Below are 19,252 nucleotides of genomic sequence, written 5' to 3'. Positions count from 1 at the left end.
CCCTGCCAAGTGCTTTTCCCAGCGGATTCACGGCCGAATACAGGTTTCGCCCGTCACCGGTTCCGCAGATCGCTCCGTCCAACCTCCCGGATCCCCACGGATTTCCGGGTTCGGCCGACAGGTCCTGCTTAAACACGGCATGATGGGGCAACCGGGCACCCCTGGCTCACCCGGGGCGGACACGCTTAATTGGGCCCCTAAGCCAAGCTCGGGATTCCTACTCCCGGGGACACAAAAAATCCCCGCCCTCACAAGGAAGACGGGGATCAATCTGTAGCGGCTCCGGGACTCGATCCCGGGACCTCACGATTATGAGTCGTGCGCTCTAACCAGCTGAGCTAAGCCGCCACGAATGGTAAAACCCGCGTCCGCGTCCGATTCTCTTTCGAGCTGACTAAGACGCGGGCCATTCCATTCAGAGCCCCCCACCGGAATCGATCCGGTGACCTCGTTCTTACCAAGAACGCGCTCTACCACTGAGCTAGGGGGGCAACGAGTAAGAACTCTACCAGCATTTTTCGACGCTGTGAAATCGGGATGGCACTTTGTGACCGACCACACAAAAGTGGTCGGAAGGGGCAGGTCAGACCGCAATTCCTAACCGCTTCCGGTGACTCAAATCACTGACATATTTTGGGTCGTCGGCCGCCCGGCGGCAGCCCCCTTCGGGACGGCGCCCGCTCCGGCCAGGTGTGCCATCCACCAGGCAGCTCTTCCGGCATGGTCCTCGCGACGCCAAGGTTCGCGTTCGGGCCAGTCCCCTTCCCCGCCGCGGATGCAGTTCCCGTCAGGCGAAGCCATCTGGAACCGGTTCCAGGGTTGGCCGCCCACCTCGTAGACGCGATCGGCGAATCCCAGACCGCGCGACTCCGAGCACCAAGATATCCGGTTCATCGTCGGCATCCTGGTGTGATTGGACGCAGGCATGGCAACAGCACGCGGGAAAATGATGTCGGGCGCTGCGAGCTGCCGACAGTCGGTCCTCAATTCCAGCCCGAGGGTCGCGGTCAGGGGTCCACGGGATCCAGGGTGATGCGCGTGCCCTTTTCCGACTCCGTGTCCTCGAGGCGCGCGGCCAGCGCCCGCTCCCCCGGGCCAGCGGGACAAAGCGCACGTGGTGGGCGACGCGTCGTGGCTGGGTTCCGGTGCTTCCCCGTCAATCCAACGGTGCCCCTGGCCAATGACTGCACCGTCCTCGTCGTGGTCGATGGATTACCAGCGGTGGGCGCCGGCCCCGCTCCCCGGTTCCGCGCAAAGGCCGCGAAGTCCTCGCAGCCCGGATGATGCCGGTGCCCGCCGGTTCATTGACCGCGGCCAGATCGACCCCGGAGCCCGCCAACGAATCCCGTTACCTGCCGGAACAAACAAAACCCCCGGCGGCGGCGCCCTCCCGTTTCCGGAAACGCGCCCCCACCGGGGGTCGTTGTTTATTTAGTGCTTAGTAGTCGCGACGACGCGGGCCACCGGTGCCACCGGCGGTGCGGGGCTTGCGCGAGGAGCCGCCGAAGCTGCGCTCTCCGGCACCGGCGTTGCCGCGGTAGCCACCGCTGCGCTCGCCACCGGCGTTGCGGTCGTAGCCGCCACGGCCGCCTTCGGAGGAGCCGCCTTCGGTGCGACGGTCGTTGCCACCGCGGTAGCCACCGCCGCCACCGCTGCGTGCGCCACCCTGGTAGCCGCCGCCACCGCCGCGGCCTCCGCCGTAGCCGCCGCGTCCGCCACCCTGGTAGCCGCCTTCGCGGCCACCCTCGCGGTCGGACTTCGGGCTGCGGCCGTTGTCCAGCTCAAGGTGGATCAGCTCGCCGCCGATGCGGGTGCGGGAAAGCGAGCGGAGCTGCTCGGAGGACAGGTCTGCCGGCAGTTCCACCAGGGTGTGGTCGGCACGGATGTCGATGCCGCCGATCTGGGCGGAGGTCAGGCCGCCTTCGTTGGCAAGTGCGCCAACGATGGAGCCGGGCATGACGCGCTGGCGACGTCCCACCGCGAGGCGGTAGGTGGCGTTGCCTTCGGTCAGGGCGCGGGACGGGCCGCGGGAGCCGAAGCCGTCCTTGCCGCCGCCTGCAAGGCGTGCCTGCTTGGCCGGGGCAACCGGAAGTTCCTGCATGAGCAGCGGGCGGCCGCCCTGTGCCATGTGGGCAAGCGCCGCGGCGATCTCGACCTCGGTGATGTCCTCGTGCTCGGCCGAGTACTTCTCCACCAGGTTGCGGAAGACCGTGAGGTCCTGCGAGGAGATGGTCTCACCGATCTGGTCGGCGAACTTGGCCAGGCGCTTGTCGTTCACGGCGTCGACGCTCGGCAGGTGCATGTGCTCGACCGTCTGGCGGGTGGCCTTTTCGATGGCACGCAGCAAGTACTTTTCGCGCGGGGTCATGAAGAGGATCGCGTCGCCCGAGCGGCCTGCACGGCCGGTGCGGCCGATGCGGTGAACGTAGGACTCGGTGTCGTGCGGGATGTCGAAGTTGATCACGTGGGACACGCGCTCAACGTCAAGGCCGCGGGCCGCGACGTCGGTGGCAACCAGGATGTCGATCTTGCCATCGCGGAGGTTCTCGATGGTGCGCTCGCGCTGCTGCTGCGGGATGTCGCCGTTGATGGCTGCGGCGGTGAAGCCGCGGGACTTGAGCTTGTCGGCCAGGTCCTCGGTTGCCATCTTGGTGCGCACGAAGGCGATAACGCCTTCGGACTTTTCAGACTCCAGGATGCGGGTCATGGCGTCGAGCTTGTGGGCTCCCATGACCTGCACGTAGCGCTGGCGGATGTTGGTGCCGGTCGAGGTGTTCGACTTGACCGAGACTTCCTGCGGGTTGCGCAGGTACTGCTTGGAGATGCGGCGGATCGAGGAAGGCATGGTGGCCGAGAACAGCACGACCTGCTTCTCTTCCGGGGTGGCCTCGAGGATCTTGTCGACCTCTTCGGCGAAGCCCATGCGCAGCATTTCGTCGGCCTCATCAAGGACCACGTACTGCAGGTCCGAGAGGTCCAGGGAACCCTTGTTGATGTGGTCGATGACGCGGCCCGGGGTGCCGACGACAACCTGGGCGCCGCGGCGCAGGCCTGCAAGCTGCGGGCCGTAGGCGGATCCGCCGTACACGGGAAGGACGGTGAAGTCGCCCATGTGCTTGGCGTAGGAGGTGAAGGCCTCGGCGACCTGGAGCGCGAGTTCACGGGTCGGGGCAAGAACCAGGACCTGGGTCTTGCGTGCGGTTCCGTTCAGGTCGGCAAGTTCGGCCATCTTGGACAGCGCGGGAAGGGCGAACGCGGCGGTCTTGCCGGTGCCGGTCTGTGCAACGCCGACGACGTCGCGGCCTTCGAGCAGCAGCGGGATGGTCGCAGCCTGGATCGGGGAGGGCTTTTCGTAGCCCAGATCGGAGACGGCGGCGAGGACGCGGCCGTCGAGGCCCAGATCGGTGAAGAGAATCGAATCTTCTTCGGTCTTGGTTTCGGCGGTGGGCTGGTTTTCGGGCATGTCGGAAGACACGGAGAATTACCTCATTCATAGGGGCGGAATAGACCCCGTATCAACGAGGTTCCGCAGCACAATCGGACGCATCACTTTGGTCCGGCGACTCCCCTATGAAAGCAACAACCCGCACGCAATTGGCGGGCTCACACACGACGAGCTCCTGCCTCAATTATTGGGCAGAATGCGAGGGAAGCCGGATACAGTGAACACCTAATACTATCGCCCCGTGCGTAACTTGGGGGACTTAATCCCGGTGAGGTTGCGCACACGCCACTCCCAGCCGGTCTATGATGTGCCTCGATTGCGCATTTGGCGCCCGTGTCACTGCCCCGCTTCGGGCTCCGGAAGCGTGCGCAGGACCTTGGCCGGCAGCGGGCGTCCGCTGGCGTGTTGGTATTCCAGCAACCGTTCGGCCTGTTCAGGGGTGGGCCCCACAAAGATATCGCGCACCCGCACCCCGTGTTCGGGCCGCGAGATCACCGCGATCGGCTCACCGGCACCGATCTTCCCGGTCCGGACCACCTTCAGGAAACAGCCCACATCCCCGCGTTCGGTGAAGCGGCGCACCCAGTTCTCCTCCCCCAGGTGCCGGGCAAAGGTCGAACAGGGAATCCGCGGGCAGGTGACCTCCAGGACCACCGACTTGCCGATGGCCCAGCGCTCCCCCACGACCGCGTCAGTGGTGTCGATCCCGGAGACCCGCAGGTTCTCCCCGAACAGGCCGGCCTGAATCTCCCTGCCCAGTTCCCCGCCCCAGCGACCGGCCTCGGCTTGCGAGTACGCGTAGACGGCCTGGTCGTGGCCGCCGTGGTGTTCCCGGTCCACCTGCACATCCGCGTACAGCCCCATCTTGCGGACCTTGACCGGGCCGTCGATCGGCCGCTTGTCTATTGCGGTGGTGCCCACGGGGCCGGCATCCGGCTTCAGCGCATGGACAACGCAGACCGCCTCCAGGGTGCCGGTGGCGACAGGCACTGTTTCGGGGCGGCCGGGTTCGGGGGAAATACTCATGGAATAAATCCTATAAGGCAAGGTGCAGAACCACCCCGGGCGCGCCACGGAATCCGCACTGCGGCGTTCTTCCGGTAACCTGCGGTGCATGGAGAAGCCTGAAAACAATCCCGTGGCCGCCGAGTGAAGAACGTGAAATCGGCGCTCCCGACCTCGCTGCGTGTCGCCCGCTGGTGGTGGACCGCCGCCGCGCTATCCGCGGTGGCCTTCGCCGGCGGTTTCTTCCTCAATGCAACCGCGCGCCCCGGCAACGAGGCCCCCGGCTTCTGGGGCGCCGGCATCGCATTGGTGGGCCTCGGCCTGGTCATCGGCTTTTGCACCCTCCAGCTCTGGCGCGGGAAGCTCGCCGGCCGGATGTCCCTGATCTGGTGCGGGGTCATCGTGGGTGTCCCGCTGCTGACCCGCGGCGTGCGGGTGGGCATCTTCGGCGCGCTGCTGCTGGTGGGAGTCGCCCTGCTTTTCAGCCCCGGCACCGTGAAGTACTTCGCCCCGCAATCCAAGGCCGCCCGCGCGCAGCGCAAGGCCGAACGCCAACGCCGCAAGCGGGAAAACGCCGGCTGAACCGCCGCTTGCCGGCCCGGGCGTGTTCCCGGGCGACAATCCATGGAAGAGTGCCTTCATGAGTACTTTTGCCATCACCAATGCGTTCATCGTGCCCATCTCCGGGGAGAACTTCACCGGCAGCCTCATCGTCAAGGACGCGGCGATCGCCGCGTTGGGTCCCGATCTGCCGATCCCCGAGGACACTCCCGTCTTTGATGCCGAAGGCGCGTGGCTGCTGCCCGGGTTCATCGATGCGCACGTCCACCTGGGCATGCACCCGGAGGGCGAGCACGAGGCCGGGTCGGACGTGAACGAGATGACCGACCCGAACATGGCTGCGGTCCGTGCCCTGGATGCCATCGACCCCTTCGACCCCGGCTTCGACGACGCCCTGGCCGGCGGGGTGACGACAGTGAACGTGAACCCCGGGTCGGGGAACCCGATCGGCGGGCAGACTGCGGCCATCCACACGCACGGGCGCCGGGTCGACGAGATGGTGCTGCGGTCCCCCAGCGGCATCAAGTCCGCCCTCGGGGAGAACCCCAAGCGCATCTACGGCGCCAAGGACAAGACCCCCTCCACCCGGCTGGGCACCGCGATGGTCATCCGCCAGGCGTTCATCGAGGCACAGGACTACCTGGCCGCCCGCGACCCGGCCAAGCGCGATGCGAGGCTCGAGGCCCTGGGCATGGTGCTGCGCCGGGAGATCCCGTGGCGCCAGCACTGCCACCGTGCCGATGACGTGGCCACGGCCCTGCGCCTGGCCGCGGAGTTCGGCTACGAGCTGGTCCTTGACCACGGCACCGAGGCCCACGTCGTCGCCGACGTGGTCGCCGAGCGGAAGGTGCCGGTGCTCATCGGCCCGCTGTTCACCACCAAGTCGAAGGTCGAGCTGCGCGGCCGGTCGCTGGCCAACCCGCGCCGGCTCGCCGAGGCCGGGGTCGAGATCTCGATCATCACCGACCACCCGGTGGTCCCGATCAACTTCCTGGTCCACCAGTGCACGCTGGCGGTGAAGGAGGGCCTGGATCCCGGGACCGCGCTGCGGGCGATCACCCTGAACCCGGCGAGGGTGCTGGGCTTGGCCGACCGCCTGGGCTCGCTGGAGGCCGGCAAGGATGCGGACCTGGTGCTGTGGAGCGGGGACCCGCTGGATGTGATGTCCCGGGCCCTGCGCGTGTGGATCGGCGGGAAACAGGTCATGGAATACGACGCGGGGACCCGCACCCCGGTCGTGGCACCGCGCAAGGTCGTGCCCGAGTAAGGCGGGCGCCGAGGACGGGGGCCGCGCCCCGGGGGGGTGAACTGCTCCCCCGGCGCGCGGCCCCCGTTTGGTTTCGGCCCGCTGCCTACAACTTGGCGAAGGCCTGGTCGAGGTCCGCGATGAGATCCTGGACGTCCTCGATGCCCACCGAGAGGCGCAGCAGGTTCACCGGCACCGCCAGTTCGGTGCCCTTGACCGAGGCGTGGGTCATTTCCGAGGGGTAGTTCATCAGCGACTCGATGCCGCCCAGGGACTCGGCCAGGGTGAACACGCGGGTGGCCTCGGCCACGATGCGCGCCGCGTCCTCGCCGCCGGCGAACTGCACCGAGACCATGCCGCCGAAGTCGCGCATCTGCGCCTTGGCCAGTTCGTGGCCCGGGTGCGATTCGAGGCCCGGGTAGTGCACGGCCTCGACCTCGGGGCGCTGCGCCAGCCACTGGGCCACGGCCATCGCGTTTTCCGAGTGGGTGCGCATGCGCACGCCGAGGGTCTTCAGGCCGCGGGTGGTCAGGAACGCGTCCATCGGGCCGGAGACCGCGCCGACGGCGAACTGGATGAAGCCGATGGCCTCGGCCAGCACCGGGTCCTTGACCACGATGGCGCCGCCGACCACGTCGGAGTGCCCGCCGATGTACTTGGTGGTGGAGTGCACCACGACGTCCGCGCCCAGATCCAGCGGCTGCTGCAGGTACGGGGAGGCAAAGGTGTTGTCCACCACCAGCAGGGCGCCGGCGGCGTGGGCGATCTCGGCGATGGCGGCGATGTCCGAGATGCGCATCATCGGGTTCGACGGCGTCTCCACCCAGACCAGCTTGGTCTTGTTTGCCGCGACGGCCGCCTTCAGCGCCGCGTGGTCGGACATGTCCACCGGCGTGTTGCCGATCCCCCAGCCGCCCAGGACCTTGGAAATCAGCCGGTAGGTTCCGCCGTAGGCGTCGTTGCCCAGCACGATGTGGTCACCGGGTTCGGCCAGCGCGCGGATCAGCGAGTCCTCGGCGGCCAGGCCGGAGGAGAACGAGTAGGCGTGGGTGCCGTTTTCCAGCGCGGCGAGCTGCTCCTGCAGGGCGTCGCGGGTGGGGTTGCCGCCGCGGCCGTACTCGTAGCCGGCGCGCAGGTTCCCGATGCCGTCCTGGGCGTAGGTCGAGGAGAAGTGCAGCGGCGGGACCACTGCCCCGGTGCGCGGCTCGAATTCCTGCCCGGCGTGCACGGCGCGGGTGTTGAATCCTGGGATGTTCTCAGTCATGTCTGGGAGCCAACTTTCTTAGTGGGTGAGGTAGGTCAGCAGGTCGTGGCGGGTGATGACCCCGACCGCGGCCCCGTCGTCGGTGACCAGCAGGGCGTCGTGCTCCGAGAGCCGTTCCTTGGCGCGGTCGATGGTTTCGTGGATGCCGATCAGCGGCAGCGCGGTGGTCACCAGCGGGCCCACCGGGTCGGTCAGGGCGATCTCGTTGCGGAAGAGCTTTTCGGTCAGCGTGCGCTCGTCGATGTAGCCGCGCACCTCGCCGAGGCGGACCGGGGGCTCGGCGGAGAGCACCGGCAGGGCCGAGACGCCGTACTCGTTCATCACGCCGATGGCGTCGCGGACGGTCTCCTTCAGGTGCGTGTGGACCAGGTCCGGCAGGTCCTTCGGCTTGGCCGCGAGCAGCTGTCCCACGGTGTCCGCCGAGTCGTCGCGCAGGAAGCCGTAGGAGCGCATCCAGGAGTCGTTGAAGATCTTGCCCAGGTAGCCGCGCCCGCCGTCGGGCAGGATCACCACGACCACTGCCTCTGCCGGAAGGTCCTTGGCCGCCTGCAGGGCCGCGACCACCGCCATGCCGGAGGAACCCCCGACCAGCAGGCCCTCCTCCTTGGCCAGGCGGCGGGTCATCGCGAATGCGTCCGCGTCGGTCACGGCGATGACCTCGTCGGGGACCGCCGGGTCGTAGTTGCCCGGCCACATGTCCTCGCCGACGCCCTCGACGAAGTAGGGGCGGCCCGTGCCGCCGGAGTAGACCGAGCCGTCCGGGTCGACGCTGATGACCTTGACCGGGCCGGAGGAGCGGTCGGCGGAGATTTCCTTGAGGTAGCGCCCGGTGCCGGTGATGGTGCCGCCGGTGCCGGCGCTGATGACCACATGGGTCAGCGTGCCGTCGGTGTCGTTCCAGATTTCCGGACCCGTGGACTCGTAGTGGCTCTCCGGGGCCGCGGGGTTGGAGAACTGGTCGGGCTTGTACGCCCCGGGGATCTCGCGCACCAGGCGGTCCGAAACGCCGTAATAGGACTCGGGGGAATCGGGTGCCACCGCGGTGGGGGTCACCACCACCTCGGCGCCATAGGCGCGCAGCACGTCGCGCTTTTCCTCCCCGACCTTGTCCGGGGTCACGAAGATGGTCTTGTAGCCCTTGAGCTGGCCGACCATGGCCAGTCCCACCCCGGTGTTGCCGCTGGTGGGCTCAACGATGGTGCCGCCCGGAAGCAGCTTCCCGTCGGCCTCTGCGTTTTCCACCATTTTCAGGGCGATCCGGTCCTTGATGGACCCGCCGGGGTTCAGGTATTCCAGCTTGACGAGGATGGTTGCCTCGATGCCGGCGGTGACCGAATTGAGCTTGACCAGCGGGGTGTTCCCAATCAGGTCCAGGACTGTGCGCGCATACTTCATGGCGCTCACTCTACCGGCGCCCCGTCACATTCCCGACGCCGTTCGTAGTGATTCTTCATGCGCTGGAAGGGCCGGTGCCGATGAGAGTATGGATGCATGCCCCTTACCCCCTCGACCCCGTTGCCGGCATGCGACGCGCAGGCCTCCTGGAGGCCGCACGGGCCCTATTCCCTGCGCCAGTCCCTGGGCATCCTGCAACGCGGCACCGGGGATCCGGCGACCCAGGTCGGGGACACCGGTGCATGGTTGTGTTTCCACACCCCTGCCGGTCCCGTCACCCTGTTGGCCACCCGTTCGGTGGGACTGCATGCGGAAGTCTTGCTCAGGGCCTGGGGCCCGGGATCCGCACACGCGGTGGAGCGTGGCCTGCACCTGCTGGGGGCCTATGACGACTGGAGCGCCTTCGATTCCCCGGAAACCAGGGGCCGGTTGCACCCGGTCGTGGCCAGCAGCCGGAAATCCAATCCGGGGCTGCGGTTCCCCTCCACCGGGCGCATCTTCGATGCCCTGCTTCCGGCGATCCTGGAACAGAAAGTCACGGTGCTCGAGGCCAACTTCGCCTGGCGCTACCTCTGCCTGGCCGTCGGCGAATTGCCCCCGGGCCCCGCCCCGTCCGGCATGCGCCTGCCGCCGACGCCGGCGGCCGTCCGCTCGCTGCGACCGTGGCAGTGGCACCAGGCCCGCGTTGATTCCAAGCGTTCGGCCACCGCGCTCCGGGCCGCCGTGGCGGCCCCCGCCCTCGAGCGCTGGGCATTGCTGGAGCTGGGGGCCAGACGGGAGAACACCATGGGTGCCGGAACGTTGTCCGCGGCGCTGGCATCGCTTCCCGGCGTGGGACCGTGGAGCATCGCCGAGGTCCTGCAGCGCACCCATGGTGCCGCAGACTACGTCTCGGTGGGCGATTTCCACCTCGCCGCCTTCGTCGGGCAGGTGCTCACCGGACGCCGGGTCGACGACGCCGGGATGCTCGAGTTGCTGGAACCCTTCTCCGGGCATCGCCAGCGCGTGGTGCGCTTGATCGGGTTGTCCGGGCACCGCAAGCAGGCCTTTGGCCCGCGCCTGGCGCCGATGGACCACCGGCGCCGCTAGGGCCGCCAGGGAGAAAGCTACTGGGCCTGGGCCTCTTGCTCGGCGATCTGTGCGTGCACCTGCTGCATGTCGATGCCCTTGACGGCCACAACCAGGTCATCGAGCTGCGAGGCGTTCATCGCGCCGGGCTGCGAGAAGACCAGCACCTTGTCGCGGAAGGCCATCAGCGTCGGGATTGAGGTGATGTTCGCGGCGCGTGCCAGGCCCTGTTCGGCCTCGGTGTCCACCTTGGCGAATTTCACATCGGGGTACTTCTCGGAAATGTCGTCATAGACCGGGGCGAATTGGCGGCAGGGTCCGCACCACGCCGCCCAAAAATCCACGAAGACAATGTCGTTTTCTTCCAACGTCGTCGTGAACTCAGACTCGGTGATATTGATAGTAGCCATATACCAACGGTACCGCGTGAAGCAGGAGTCGCCGCAGTCGGCACTCGGATTTCGGCTTCCCCACGCCGTTTTCACCTCCCCGTCACGACCACGGGCAACAAGTTATCCACAATCTATTCCGGCAGCCCCCATCCATGCGCACGCCTCCGTATGCTCAAGGAAATGCCACAGCCGACCAAGGAGGCAGCCATCCACCAAAGCATCGGGCGAAGCGCGGGTCTTGTGGTCCCATCCGGTTCGCCAGCCAGGCCCGGTTTCCAGAGGAAACAGCGGGCGCCACGGATAACAGGAAGGATGCATCCTGACCCGGACCGCGTAGAGACGGATGCGGGTCGGCTGCCAACTCGGATATGACACGCTGCACCTTGTTGCTGATAACGACCGGGGAATCCGGGCGCAAGGCCCTCTCCGAAGGAATGCTGCTCGCGGAGCGCTACGTCGACGCACTGCCCATGGATTTGGCCATCGTTGAATCCACGCCTTTTGCGGTTGCCCCCGCACTGCGGATCCAGGAACGGGTTTCCTTTCCCGGCCCGCTGGAAGACACCACGGCCGCGGCCACTGCCGTTGGGCCATTGCAGGCCATCTGGAATGGCAAGCGGTGGCTCACCCCCGGCTCTTGCCCTCCCAGGCCGAGGGACGACAACGGGGCGACGGAATGGCAGTGGGCGCACTATCACGCAGTGTTGTCGGCCCCGCGTGATTCCATCATGTTGCTCTGGGACATCTATGTGGTCCCGATGAGCGAGAAGTTGGCCGCATGAATCTTGGGTGGTGGGCATCGCCCAACTTAGGGATGTTGAGTGGGTCACATTCCGGAACGAAGCCCGCCGCCCGACTTCCAATCAGGCCCCCACCTGCAGCAACGCGGTCCGGGCACGAAAAAGCCCGTGTTCAAATCTTGTGGATTTGAACACGGGCTTTGTTCATTCGGTGGCAGATACTGGATTCGAACCAGTGAAGGCGTTGCCAGCTGATTTACAGTCAGCCCCCTTTGGCCGCTCGGGTAATCTGCCGAATTGTTCCCTTCGGAACGAGTAGAAACTCTACCCGACTATTTCCCAAGAGTGCAAATCGAGGGTTCGACGGCGCGTCAGCACATGGTTCCTCCGGGCATTTGGGGCGCCCCGGTACTCTTGTAGGCAAAGCACAATCACTACCCAAGGAGGCTCACATGGCGAGCGATTCAACTTTTGATGTTGTCAGCAAGGTTGACAGCCAGGAAGTGTCCAATGCACTGAACCAGGCGCAGAAGGAAATAGTCCAGCGCTACGACTTCAAGGGCATCGGCGCCGAGATTGACTTCAGCGGCGAAAAGATCCTCATGAAGGCAAACTCCGAGGAACGCGTCAAGGCGGTTCTCGACGTCTTCCAGTCCAAGCTGGTCAAGCGCAACATCTCACTGAAGTCCCTGGAAGCCGGAGAACCATTCGCCTCGGGCAAGGAATACCGCATCGAGGCCGAGATCGTTGAAGGCATCGCCCAGGATGTGGCAAAGAAGATCAACAAGTTGATCCGCGACGAGGCCCCCAAGGGTGTGAAGTCCACCATCCAGGGTGACGAACTTCGCGTGTCTTCCAAGTCCCGCGACGATCTGCAGGCCACCATGACCCTGCTGCGCGGCTTTGAGGAAGCAGATCTGCAGTTCGTGAACTTCCGCTAAGCGAAGTCCTTGATCGCGCGGCTCCGCCGCGGACAACGGGAGGCTGTCACCACCAGAGGTGACGGCCTCCCGTTGCTTTAGGTGCGGCACGCGGCAGCCATCAGCCAAACAGGCCCTGCCCGAGATATTGGCCCTCCCGCACCCCCGGCGGGACAGCGAAGAGCCCGGACCCGGTGTGCTTCAGGTATTCAACGAGCGCATCGTTCCTCGCCATGGCATTTTGCATCGGCACGTAGTGCGTGCGCGGATCCACTACGAACGCTATGAAGAACAGACCCGCATCCAGGCGGCCCAGGCCATCGGAGCCGTCGGTGTAGTTGAAGCCGCGGCGCAACATCTGCACGCCGCCGTTGGCCGAGGGGTGGGCCAGCGCCACGTGTGAATCCACCGGCATGATTGGCCCTCCGCGGCCCGCCATGGCAAAGTCCGGCTTCGAGAATTCAGTGCCGCCGGACAGCGGTGCACCCTCGCGCTTGGTGCGGCCGAAGATGTTTTCCTGTTCGCGCAAGGACGTCCGGTCCCAGGTTTCGATGTGCATGCGGATACGGCGCGCCACCATGTAGGTGCCTCCGTTCATCCACGCCTCAGCGCCGGTGGCGCCACCTACCCAGACGTGTTCGTCCAGGGCCTTTTGCTCCTCCGCCTTCAGGTTTGCCGTGCCGTCCTTGAAGCCGAAGAGGTTCCTCGGGGTGGCCTGTGCGGTGGAAGTCGAGGAGGTGCGGCCAAAACCGATCTGGGACCACCGCACCCGCGCCCGGCCAAAGGCAATGCGCGCCAGGTTCCGCACCGCATGGACCGCCACCTGCGGGTCATCCGCGCAGGCCTGGACCACGAGGTCTCCCCCGCTGCGGGTGTCCTCCAAGGCATCGCCGGGGAAGTGCGGCAACGCGATCAGCGCCGCGGGAATCCTTCCCTCCAACCCGAACCGCGGGCCGTGCGCGTCCGCGAAGAGGCTGCGGCCAAAGCCCACGGTGATGCTCAGGTGGCTCGCCGACAGGCCCAGGGCCTCGCCGGTGTCCTCCGGCGGCGCATCGTAGCTGCCCCCGGTGGCCCCGGACTCCCCCACGTCCGCGCCGCGCATCAGCTGTTCGATGGCTGCCGTCCATTCGGTGAGCAGGGCAATGAGCTCCCGCCGGCCCTCGGCGGTGACGTCGAAGGCCGCGACGTGCATGCGATCCTGCGCCGGTGTGGCGATGCCGGGTTGGTGGGGGCCATGGAATGCCACGACGTCGCCGGCGGGCTCTTGGGCGGCACCGAGCTTGGCGTGCCCCAGGGCACCGGCGGCAACCCCGAGTCCGCCGGCCCCCGCCGCGACCAACAGGGAGCGCCTGCTGGGCAAGGCCCGCCCCGACCCTGCCTCCGGAGCCACGTGATCTCCCCCGGTACCCGCCGTGGCGCTGGCCTTGCTGCGCATGGTCCCTACTTCACCACGGCGGCGGTCAGCCTGGACAGCGGCTCGGCCAGCGCGTCGACGGCGGCGCTGAGTTCCTGCACCTGTGCCCGGCTGAGCTTGTCATAGAACACGAATCCCTCGCCCACCTTGTGCTGGTCGAGCAGCTTTTGCAGTTCGTCGAATTTCTGCTGCAGCGAGGCGTCCAATTCCGCGTCGGAATCGGAGAGCAGCGGTTTGAGGTCCTCGTAGGCGATGCGGGCGCCATCGATGTTTGCCTGGAAATCCCAGAGGTCGGTGTGCGACCAGATTTCCTCCTCGCCGGTCACCTTCCCGGTGGCGACCTCGTCGAGCAGTTCCTTGGCGCCGTTGGCGAGCTTGTCCGGGGTGTAGGTCAGCTCGCGGGTGCGGTTGTAGAGTTCCCCGGTGTCGGCGACCATCTTGGCGGCCAGCTCCGAGCGTTCGGCGGCGCTCATCGGCTTGTATCCGGTGGCCGGCGGCCAGAGGTCCTTCTCGGCGCGGTGCCAGCCCGTCCACTCCTGTCCCTCTTCCAGGTCCGCCTCGCGGGCGTCCAGGATCGGGTCGAGGTCGCCGAAGGATTCGGCGACAGGTTCGATGCGCTCCCAGTGCATGCGCACCACGGGGTACAGCTCCTTCGCGGTGGCCGTGTCCCCGTCGGTGAAGGCCTTGGCGAATTCCCCGGTGCCCGTCACCAGCTGCCCGGTCTGGTCCTTGACGTAGGCGGCGTACAGCGTGACGGCCTGCCGCTGCTTCTCCGCCCGGTCGGTGCTGATGTTCTGCCCCTCGGGTGCGGCGCTGAGCACCATGTCGGCGCGGATGCCGTCGCCCACCATTCCGGGTTTGCAGGCGGTGACGTACTTTCCTTCCGGTGCCACCACGATCAGGTCCCGGGTCAGTCCGGGGCCGATGTTCTCCACCTCGCCAATGACGCGCAGCCCGTCCTCGGCCAGGAGGTAGAACTCCGTGACCCGGTTGCCCTCGTTCTTCACGTTGAAGGTGACGGTTCCGCCGGGTGCGGTCGCAGTGGAGAGCGTGCAGGAGTCCTCGCTGCTGGTGACCTGGATGGGCCCCTCCCCTTCAGCCTCGGGGGTGGTGCCGGTGCAGCCGGTGACTGACAGCGCCGCCACGGACAGTACCGCCGTGAACCGGAGCGGGCGAGCGATTTTCATGGGGTCCTCGGGTGTGGGTGGGTCACGGACGGGGTCAGGCGGAAAGCCGCGGCGGGATTGTTGCCCGCTTGGATCCATTGTGGGTGCGAACCCTGCGGAAATAAAGGGGATCGTCGGCGGCGCGACGCAGGCGATCCGGGTGACCCGCCGGGACGGCCGGTTGATGCGACACGAAAAACGGTCCCGGGCCAAGGCCCGGGACCGTTGCTTGGGTTCCGTGGTGGTGCGGGCTACCGTCAGTAGCCTAGGGACTGGCCCGCCATCTTTTCCAGCCGGGCCACGCGGTCGTCCATCGGCGGGTGCGTGGCAAAGAGCTTCCGGGCACCTGCAAAGGGGTTGGCGATCATCAGGTGCGAGGTGTTCACCAGGCGCTGGTCGTCGGCCGGCAGCGGGGCACGCTGCACGCCGCCCTCGAGCTTGCGCAGTGCCGAGGCCAGTGCCAGCGGGTCGTTGGTCAGCTTGGCCCCGTCCTCGTCGGCATCGTATTCGCGGGTGCGGCTGATGGCCATCTGGATGACGGTCGAGGCCAGCGGAGCCAGCAGCGACATGGCGATCAGGGCGATCGGGTTGGAGTTGCGTCGGTCGCCGCCTCCGAAGAAGAGCATCATCTGCGCCACCGAGGTGATGACACCGGCAACGGCCGCGGCCACCGAGGAGGTGAGGATGTCCCGGTTGTAGACGTGCATCAGCTCGTGGCCCAGCACCCCGCGCAACTCGCGTTCATTGAGCAGGTGCAGGATGCCCTCGGTGCAGCACACCGCGGCATTTTCCGGGTTGCGTCCGGTGGCGAAGGCATTGGGCGCGTTGGTCGGGGAAACATAGAGGCGCGGCATCGGCTGCTGGGCGGCAATGGAGAGCTCGCGAACGATCCGGTGCATGGCAGGCTGTTCCGCCTCGGTGACCGGGTAGGCCTGCATCGAGCGGATCGCCAGCTTGTCGGAATTCCAGTAACCGTAGGCCGTCGTTGCCACGCCGATGAGGGCGAAGATCCAGATAAAACTGCTGCTTCCGGTCCCGGACGCCAGCAGGGCACCAATGGCCAGCAGCAGCGCGAACATGCCGCCAAGCAACCCCGCCGTCTTCAGGCCGTTGTTGTGATTGTGCACTGTGTTTCTCTCCTCGGGGTACGGTTCGGCCGCGTCGTGCCGATTGTTGGGTCCAGTCTAGTGAACGTGTCTGGGAGCGTGCTTTGTTCCCGCCGGGAGCACCGCTCAGGGCTTCGGTTCCCGCGCGTCGTAGCGCAGGAACCCGGGCTCCCAGCGCATCAGTGCGGCGGCGGCCGCAATGCACGCAATCCCGCCGAGAAGTAGCGTCCAGCCTTCGCCGATGCCGCCGGCGACGGAACCGGAGAGCATTTCCCCCAGCCGCGGCCCGCCGGCGACCACCACGATGAAAACCCCCTGCAGGCGCCCGCGCAGGTGATCCGGGGTGGCGGTTTGCAGGATGGTGGTGCGGAAGACCGAGGAAACGGCGTCGGCAACGCCGGCCAACGCCATGCATGCCGCGGCCGGCCAGATCCAGGCACCGGCGGTGCCGTCGGGCGGAACCGGGCTGCGGGCGGCCAGGATGACGAAGGCACCGAAGAGGCCGATGCTCGCTCCCCAGGCACAGACGCAGATGAACACCGCCACGCCGTGGCGGTGGATCCGTCCCACGGGCCCGGAGAACAGTCCCGCCAGGAAGGCACCCATGGCCGTCGCCGCCAGGAGGACGCCCATGGTCAGCTCGCCACCGCCGATCAGCACGGCCCCGATGGCGGGAAGCAGCGCCCGGGGTGCGGCCAGGACCATGGCCGCCAGGTCGATCAGGAAGGTCATGCGGACATTGGGCTGGGTGCCCAGGAACCTGAACCCCTCGATGACCGACCGCAGCCCGGCCTTCGCCGGCGTTCCCTCAGGCGGCAGCGAGGGCAGCTTGTAGACGGACCACACGGCGGCGCCATAGGTCAGCACATCGATGGAGTAGGTCCAGCCGAACCCGATTTGGGCAACCAGCAGCCCGCCGAGCAACGGCCCGACCATCTGGGCGATGCCGAAGGTGACCATGTTCAGCGAGTTGGCCGCCGGCAGGGCCTTGAGCCCGACGATGGCCGGGATGATGGCCCCCCGGGTGGGCTGGTTGATGCCGCCGGCCGCGGAGTGGACGGCCACCAGCCCATAGAGCACCCAGACGTTGTCCACGCCCAGCCAGGCCTGGGCAGCAATGGCGGCCGTGGCGGCCCACAGCACCAGCGCCGAGGCCAGCGCGACCTTGCGGCGGTCATGGGCATCGGCGATGGAACCGCCGTACAGGCCCGTCAGCACCAGCGGCACCAGCGCGAAGGCGCCCAGCAGGCCGACGTAGAGGCTGGAGCCCGTCAGGGCGTAGACCTCGAGGCTGACCGCCACGAGGGTGAGTTGTCCGCCGACAGCCGAGAGGGCATTGCCGATCCACAGCCTCTTGAAGGCGGGGCTTTCGCGCAAGGGGGTCAGGTCGGCAAGGAGTCGGGCCACGGATCGAGTCTAGCGACAGCGGCCGCAACACGCCGACCCTTATCTTGACAGATTCAAAATAAGACGGTGGAATGGATCACATGGACTATTCGGCACGGATGCGGGAACTTGGACTGCGGGTCACCCGCGGCCGCCTTGCCGTGCTCGAGGCCCTGGAGCACCATCCGCACTCCTCGGCGGAGAGAGTTGTCACCGCGGTCCACCGGGCGTTGCCGGATGTTTCCATCCAGTCCGTCTACAACGTGCTTAATGATCTGACGGAACAAGGCATGTTGCGACGGTTCACTCCCCCGCACTCCGCGGCCCTCTATGAGACCCGCGTCAACGACAACCACCATCACGCCATTTGCACCAGCTGCGGCAGGATCGAAGATGTGGAATGCGCGGTGGGCCACGCCCCCTGCCTGACCCCGTCGGACAGCCACGGCATGGAAATCCAGATTGCCGATGTCCTTTACCAGGGCTTCTGTGAAAACTGCAGGAAAACCGGCGCGGCCTAGCCGCCCGTCGGAAATCCGGCAGAAGAGTTACCAACCCACATGAAGAAGGAGAATCTCTTGAGCGAGAACTTCACCACCACCCAGAGCGGCGCCCCGGTTGCCAGCGATGCCCATTCGCTGACCTCCGGCCCGGACGGCATCACCGCCCTCCACGACCGCTACCTCGTCGAGAAGCTTGCCGCGTTCAACCGCGAGCGCGTGCCGGAGCGCAACCCGCACGCCAAGGGCGGCGGGGCCTTCGGTGAATTCACCGTCACCGAGGACGTCTCGAAGTACACCCGCGCGGCCGTCTTCCAGCCGGGCGCCAAGTCCGAGACGCTGCTGCGCTTCTCCTCCGTGGCCGGCGAGCAGGGCTCCCCGGACACCTGGCGCGACGTGCGCGGGTTCGCACTTCGCTTCTACACCACCGAGGGCAACTACGACGTCGTGGGCAACAACACCCCGGTGTTCTTCATCCGCGATGGGCTTAAGTTCCCCGACTTCATCCACTCGCAGAAGCGCCTGGGCGCCTCCGGCCTGCGCGATGCCGACATGCAGTGGGACTTCTGGACCCACTCCCCCGAGTCCGCACACCAGGTGACGTACCTGATGGGCGACCGCGGCCTGCCGACCTCCTGGCGCGAAATGAACGGCTACGGCTCGCACACCTACCAGTGGATCAACGCCGAGGGCGAGCGGTTCTGGGTGCAGTACCACTTCATTTCCCGCCAGGGCGTGCACAACATGTCCAACGAAGAGGCCGAGAAGCTTGCGGGCTCCGACGCCGACTTCTACCGCCGCGACCTGTTCGACAACATCGAGGCCGGCAACTTCCCGACCTGGGACGTCAAGGTCCAGATCATGCCGTACGAAGAGGGCAAGACCTACCGCTTCAACCCGTTCGACATGACCAAGGTCTGGCCGCACGCGGACTACCCGCTGATCCCGGTTGGCCACTTCACGCTGAACCGCAACCCGCGCAACTTCTTCGCCGAGATCGAGCAGGCGGCATTCTCGCCCTCTAACCTGGTCCCGGGCATCGACATCAGCCCCGACAAGATGCTGATGGCGCGCGTGTTCTCCTACCCGGACGCCCAGCGCAACCGCATCGGCACCAACTACAACCAGTTGCCGGTCAACCAGCCGCACGCGGCCAAGGTGAACAACTACATGCATGAGGGCTCCATGCAGTACCACTTCAACGACGCAGACGCCCGCGTCTACACCCCGAACTCCTTCGGCGGCCCGGCGGCACAGCCGGAACGTGCCGGCGAGGGCGGCTGGGAGACCGACGGCGAGATGGTTCGCGCCGCGCAGACCCTGCGCTCGGAGGACGACGACTTCGGCCAGGCAGGCACCCTGTACCGCGAGGTCTACGATGCAGCTGCCAAGGAACGCTTCCACGCGACCCTGCTGGGCCAGTGCCAGGGCATCAGCATCGAGTCCATCCGCGAAGGCTTCTTCCAGTACTGGACCAACGTTGATGCGAACCTCGGCGCGATCCTGCGCGAGGCCTACGCGGCCGGCGTTGCGGGCTCGACCGATGGCGCCGCCGAAATGGCCGGCAAGGCCTAACCGGCCTCCGGCTCCGGCCGCCACCGGTGAAGCGGCCCGGTCTCCTGCGGGAGGCCGGGCCGCTTCGCC

General features: G+C 66.8%; 16 protein-coding genes and 3 tRNA genes. 7 read left to right on the top strand and 12 right to left on the bottom strand.

The window, feature by feature from the left end; genetic code table 11:
* Positions 1–274: 274 nt before the first annotated feature.
* The 4 genes from KRR55_RS12245 to KRR55_RS12230 form a co-directional block, all read right to left on the bottom strand.
* Positions 275–348 (bottom strand) — tRNA-Met (locus KRR55_RS12245).
* Positions 349–419: 71 nt separating this feature from the next.
* Positions 420–491, bottom strand: a tRNA-Thr gene (locus KRR55_RS12240).
* A 947-nt stretch (positions 492–1,438) separates the two neighbouring features.
* Positions 1,439–3,463: a DEAD/DEAH box helicase gene (locus KRR55_RS12235; protein WP_217389516.1), complete on the bottom strand. Its 2,025-nt coding sequence runs from the start codon at positions 3,461–3,463 to the stop codon at positions 1,439–1,441.
* 318 nt (positions 3,464–3,781) lie between these two features.
* Positions 3,782–4,471: an MOSC domain-containing protein gene (locus tag KRR55_RS12230; protein ID WP_217389377.1), complete on the bottom strand. Its 690-nt coding sequence runs from the start codon at positions 4,469–4,471 to the stop codon at positions 3,782–3,784.
* 123 nt (positions 4,472–4,594) lie between these two features.
* Between KRR55_RS12230 and KRR55_RS12225 the strand changes: the two genes are divergently transcribed.
* The gene (locus KRR55_RS12225) at positions 4,595–5,032 is read left to right on the top strand and encodes a hypothetical protein (RefSeq protein ID WP_217389376.1); all 438 of its coding nucleotides are present in this window, start codon (positions 4,595–4,597) and stop codon (positions 5,030–5,032) included.
* 58 nt (positions 5,033–5,090) lie between these two features.
* The gene (locus KRR55_RS12220; RefSeq protein WP_217389375.1) at positions 5,091–6,278 is read left to right on the top strand and encodes an amidohydrolase; all 1,188 of its coding nucleotides are present in this window, start codon (positions 5,091–5,093) and stop codon (positions 6,276–6,278) included.
* An 85-nt stretch (positions 6,279–6,363) separates the two neighbouring features.
* Here KRR55_RS12220 and KRR55_RS12215 read toward each other — a convergent pair whose 3' ends face one another.
* A complete protein-coding gene (locus tag KRR55_RS12215; RefSeq protein WP_217389374.1) occupies positions 6,364–7,521 on the bottom strand; it encodes a cystathionine gamma-synthase in 1,158 nt (385 codons plus the stop codon).
* Between the two features lie 18 nt (positions 7,522–7,539).
* Positions 7,540–8,916, bottom strand: coding sequence for a cystathionine beta-synthase (locus KRR55_RS12210; RefSeq protein ID WP_217389373.1), 1,377 nt, complete (start codon positions 8,914–8,916; stop codon positions 7,540–7,542).
* Between the two features lie 96 nt (positions 8,917–9,012).
* Between KRR55_RS12210 and KRR55_RS12205 the strand changes: the two genes are divergently transcribed.
* Positions 9,013–10,005, top strand: coding sequence for a DNA-3-methyladenine glycosylase family protein (locus KRR55_RS12205; protein WP_217389372.1), 993 nt, complete (start codon positions 9,013–9,015; stop codon positions 10,003–10,005).
* 17 nt (positions 10,006–10,022) lie between these two features.
* On the opposite strand, the gene trxA is transcribed toward KRR55_RS12205, so the two are convergent.
* Complete coding sequence (gene trxA / locus KRR55_RS12200; RefSeq protein WP_217389371.1) at positions 10,023–10,394, bottom strand: thioredoxin; 372 nt, start codon at positions 10,392–10,394, stop codon at positions 10,023–10,025.
* A gap of 350 nt (positions 10,395–10,744) precedes the next feature.
* Between trxA and KRR55_RS12195 the strand changes: the two genes are divergently transcribed.
* Positions 10,745–11,158, top strand: a complete 414-nt coding sequence (locus tag KRR55_RS12195; RefSeq protein WP_217389370.1) for a hypothetical protein — start codon at positions 10,745–10,747, stop codon at positions 11,156–11,158.
* 170 nt (positions 11,159–11,328) lie between these two features.
* Here the strand turns inward: KRR55_RS12195 and KRR55_RS12190 are convergent.
* Positions 11,329–11,410, bottom strand: a tRNA-Tyr gene (locus KRR55_RS12190).
* Positions 11,411–11,568: 158 nt separating this feature from the next.
* On the opposite strand from KRR55_RS12190, the gene KRR55_RS12185 reads away from it, so the two are divergent.
* Complete coding sequence (locus KRR55_RS12185; protein WP_217389369.1) at positions 11,569–12,057, top strand: YajQ family cyclic di-GMP-binding protein; 489 nt, start codon at positions 11,569–11,571, stop codon at positions 12,055–12,057.
* A gap of 100 nt (positions 12,058–12,157) precedes the next feature.
* Here KRR55_RS12185 and efeB read toward each other — a convergent pair whose 3' ends face one another.
* The 4 genes from efeB to KRR55_RS12165 form a co-directional block, all read right to left on the bottom strand.
* Complete coding sequence (efeB, locus tag KRR55_RS12180) at positions 12,158–13,471, bottom strand: iron uptake transporter deferrochelatase/peroxidase subunit (RefSeq protein ID WP_217389368.1); 1,314 nt, start codon at positions 13,469–13,471, stop codon at positions 12,158–12,160.
* 5 nt (positions 13,472–13,476) lie between these two features.
* Positions 13,477–14,637: an iron uptake system protein EfeO gene (gene efeO / locus KRR55_RS12175; RefSeq protein ID WP_217389367.1), complete on the bottom strand. Its 1,161-nt coding sequence runs from the start codon at positions 14,635–14,637 to the stop codon at positions 13,477–13,479.
* Positions 14,638–14,873: 236 nt separating this feature from the next.
* Complete coding sequence (htpX, locus tag KRR55_RS12170) at positions 14,874–15,743, bottom strand: zinc metalloprotease HtpX (RefSeq protein WP_217389366.1); 870 nt, start codon at positions 15,741–15,743, stop codon at positions 14,874–14,876.
* Between the two features lie 105 nt (positions 15,744–15,848).
* Positions 15,849–17,129 (bottom strand): MFS transporter, encoded by a 1,281-nt coding sequence (locus tag KRR55_RS12165; protein WP_217389365.1) that lies wholly within the window; start codon positions 17,127–17,129, stop codon positions 15,849–15,851.
* Between the two features lie 71 nt (positions 17,130–17,200).
* Here KRR55_RS12165 and KRR55_RS12160 point away from each other — a divergent pair, with 71 nt between their 5' ends.
* A complete protein-coding gene (locus KRR55_RS12160; protein WP_217389364.1) occupies positions 17,201–17,629 on the top strand; it encodes a Fur family transcriptional regulator in 429 nt (142 codons plus the stop codon).
* A gap of 39 nt (positions 17,630–17,668) precedes the next feature.
* A complete protein-coding gene (locus KRR55_RS12155) occupies positions 17,669–19,183 on the top strand; it encodes a catalase (RefSeq protein WP_418888838.1) in 1,515 nt (504 codons plus the stop codon).
* Positions 19,184–19,252: the final 69 nt, after the last annotated feature.

The sequence above is a fragment of the Paeniglutamicibacter quisquiliarum genome (assembly GCF_019084045.1).
Lineage (GTDB): Bacteria > Actinomycetota > Actinomycetes > Actinomycetales > Micrococcaceae > Paeniglutamicibacter > Paeniglutamicibacter quisquiliarum.
Note: the sequence above shows the minus strand (reverse complement) of the source record. Positions and strands in the feature narration are given on the sequence as shown.

Excerpts from the sequence above, each read along its gene's own strand:
- KRR55_RS12235 (WP_217389516.1), bottom strand. The coding sequence starts at position 3,463 with ATGCCCGAAAACCAGCCCACCGCCGAAACCAAGACCGAAGAAGATTCG.
- KRR55_RS12230 (WP_217389377.1), bottom strand. The coding sequence starts at position 4,471 with ATGAGTATTTCCCCCGAACCCGGCCGCCCCGAAACAGTGCCTGTCGCC.
- KRR55_RS12220 (WP_217389375.1), top strand. The coding sequence starts at position 5,091 with ATGAGTACTTTTGCCATCACCAATGCGTTCATCGTGCCCATCTCCGGG.
- KRR55_RS12215 (WP_217389374.1), bottom strand. The coding sequence starts at position 7,521 with ATGACTGAGAACATCCCAGGATTCAACACCCGCGCCGTGCACGCCGGG.
- KRR55_RS12210 (WP_217389373.1), bottom strand. The coding sequence starts at position 8,916 with ATGAAGTATGCGCGCACAGTCCTGGACCTGATTGGGAACACCCCGCTG.
- KRR55_RS12205 (WP_217389372.1), top strand. The coding sequence starts at position 9,013 with ATGCCCCTTACCCCCTCGACCCCGTTGCCGGCATGCGACGCGCAGGCC.
- trxA (WP_217389371.1), bottom strand. The coding sequence starts at position 10,394 with ATGGCTACTATCAATATCACCGAGTCTGAGTTCACGACGACGTTGGAA.
- KRR55_RS12195 (WP_217389370.1), top strand. The coding sequence starts at position 10,745 with ATGACACGCTGCACCTTGTTGCTGATAACGACCGGGGAATCCGGGCGC.
- KRR55_RS12185 (WP_217389369.1), top strand. The coding sequence starts at position 11,569 with ATGGCGAGCGATTCAACTTTTGATGTTGTCAGCAAGGTTGACAGCCAG.
- efeB (WP_217389368.1), bottom strand. The coding sequence starts at position 13,471 with ATGCGCAGCAAGGCCAGCGCCACGGCGGGTACCGGGGGAGATCACGTG.
- efeO (WP_217389367.1), bottom strand. The coding sequence starts at position 14,637 with ATGAAAATCGCTCGCCCGCTCCGGTTCACGGCGGTACTGTCCGTGGCG.
- KRR55_RS12160 (WP_217389364.1), top strand. The coding sequence starts at position 17,201 with ATGGATCACATGGACTATTCGGCACGGATGCGGGAACTTGGACTGCGG.
- KRR55_RS12155 (WP_418888838.1), top strand. The coding sequence starts at position 17,669 with ATGAAGAAGGAGAATCTCTTGAGCGAGAACTTCACCACCACCCAGAGC.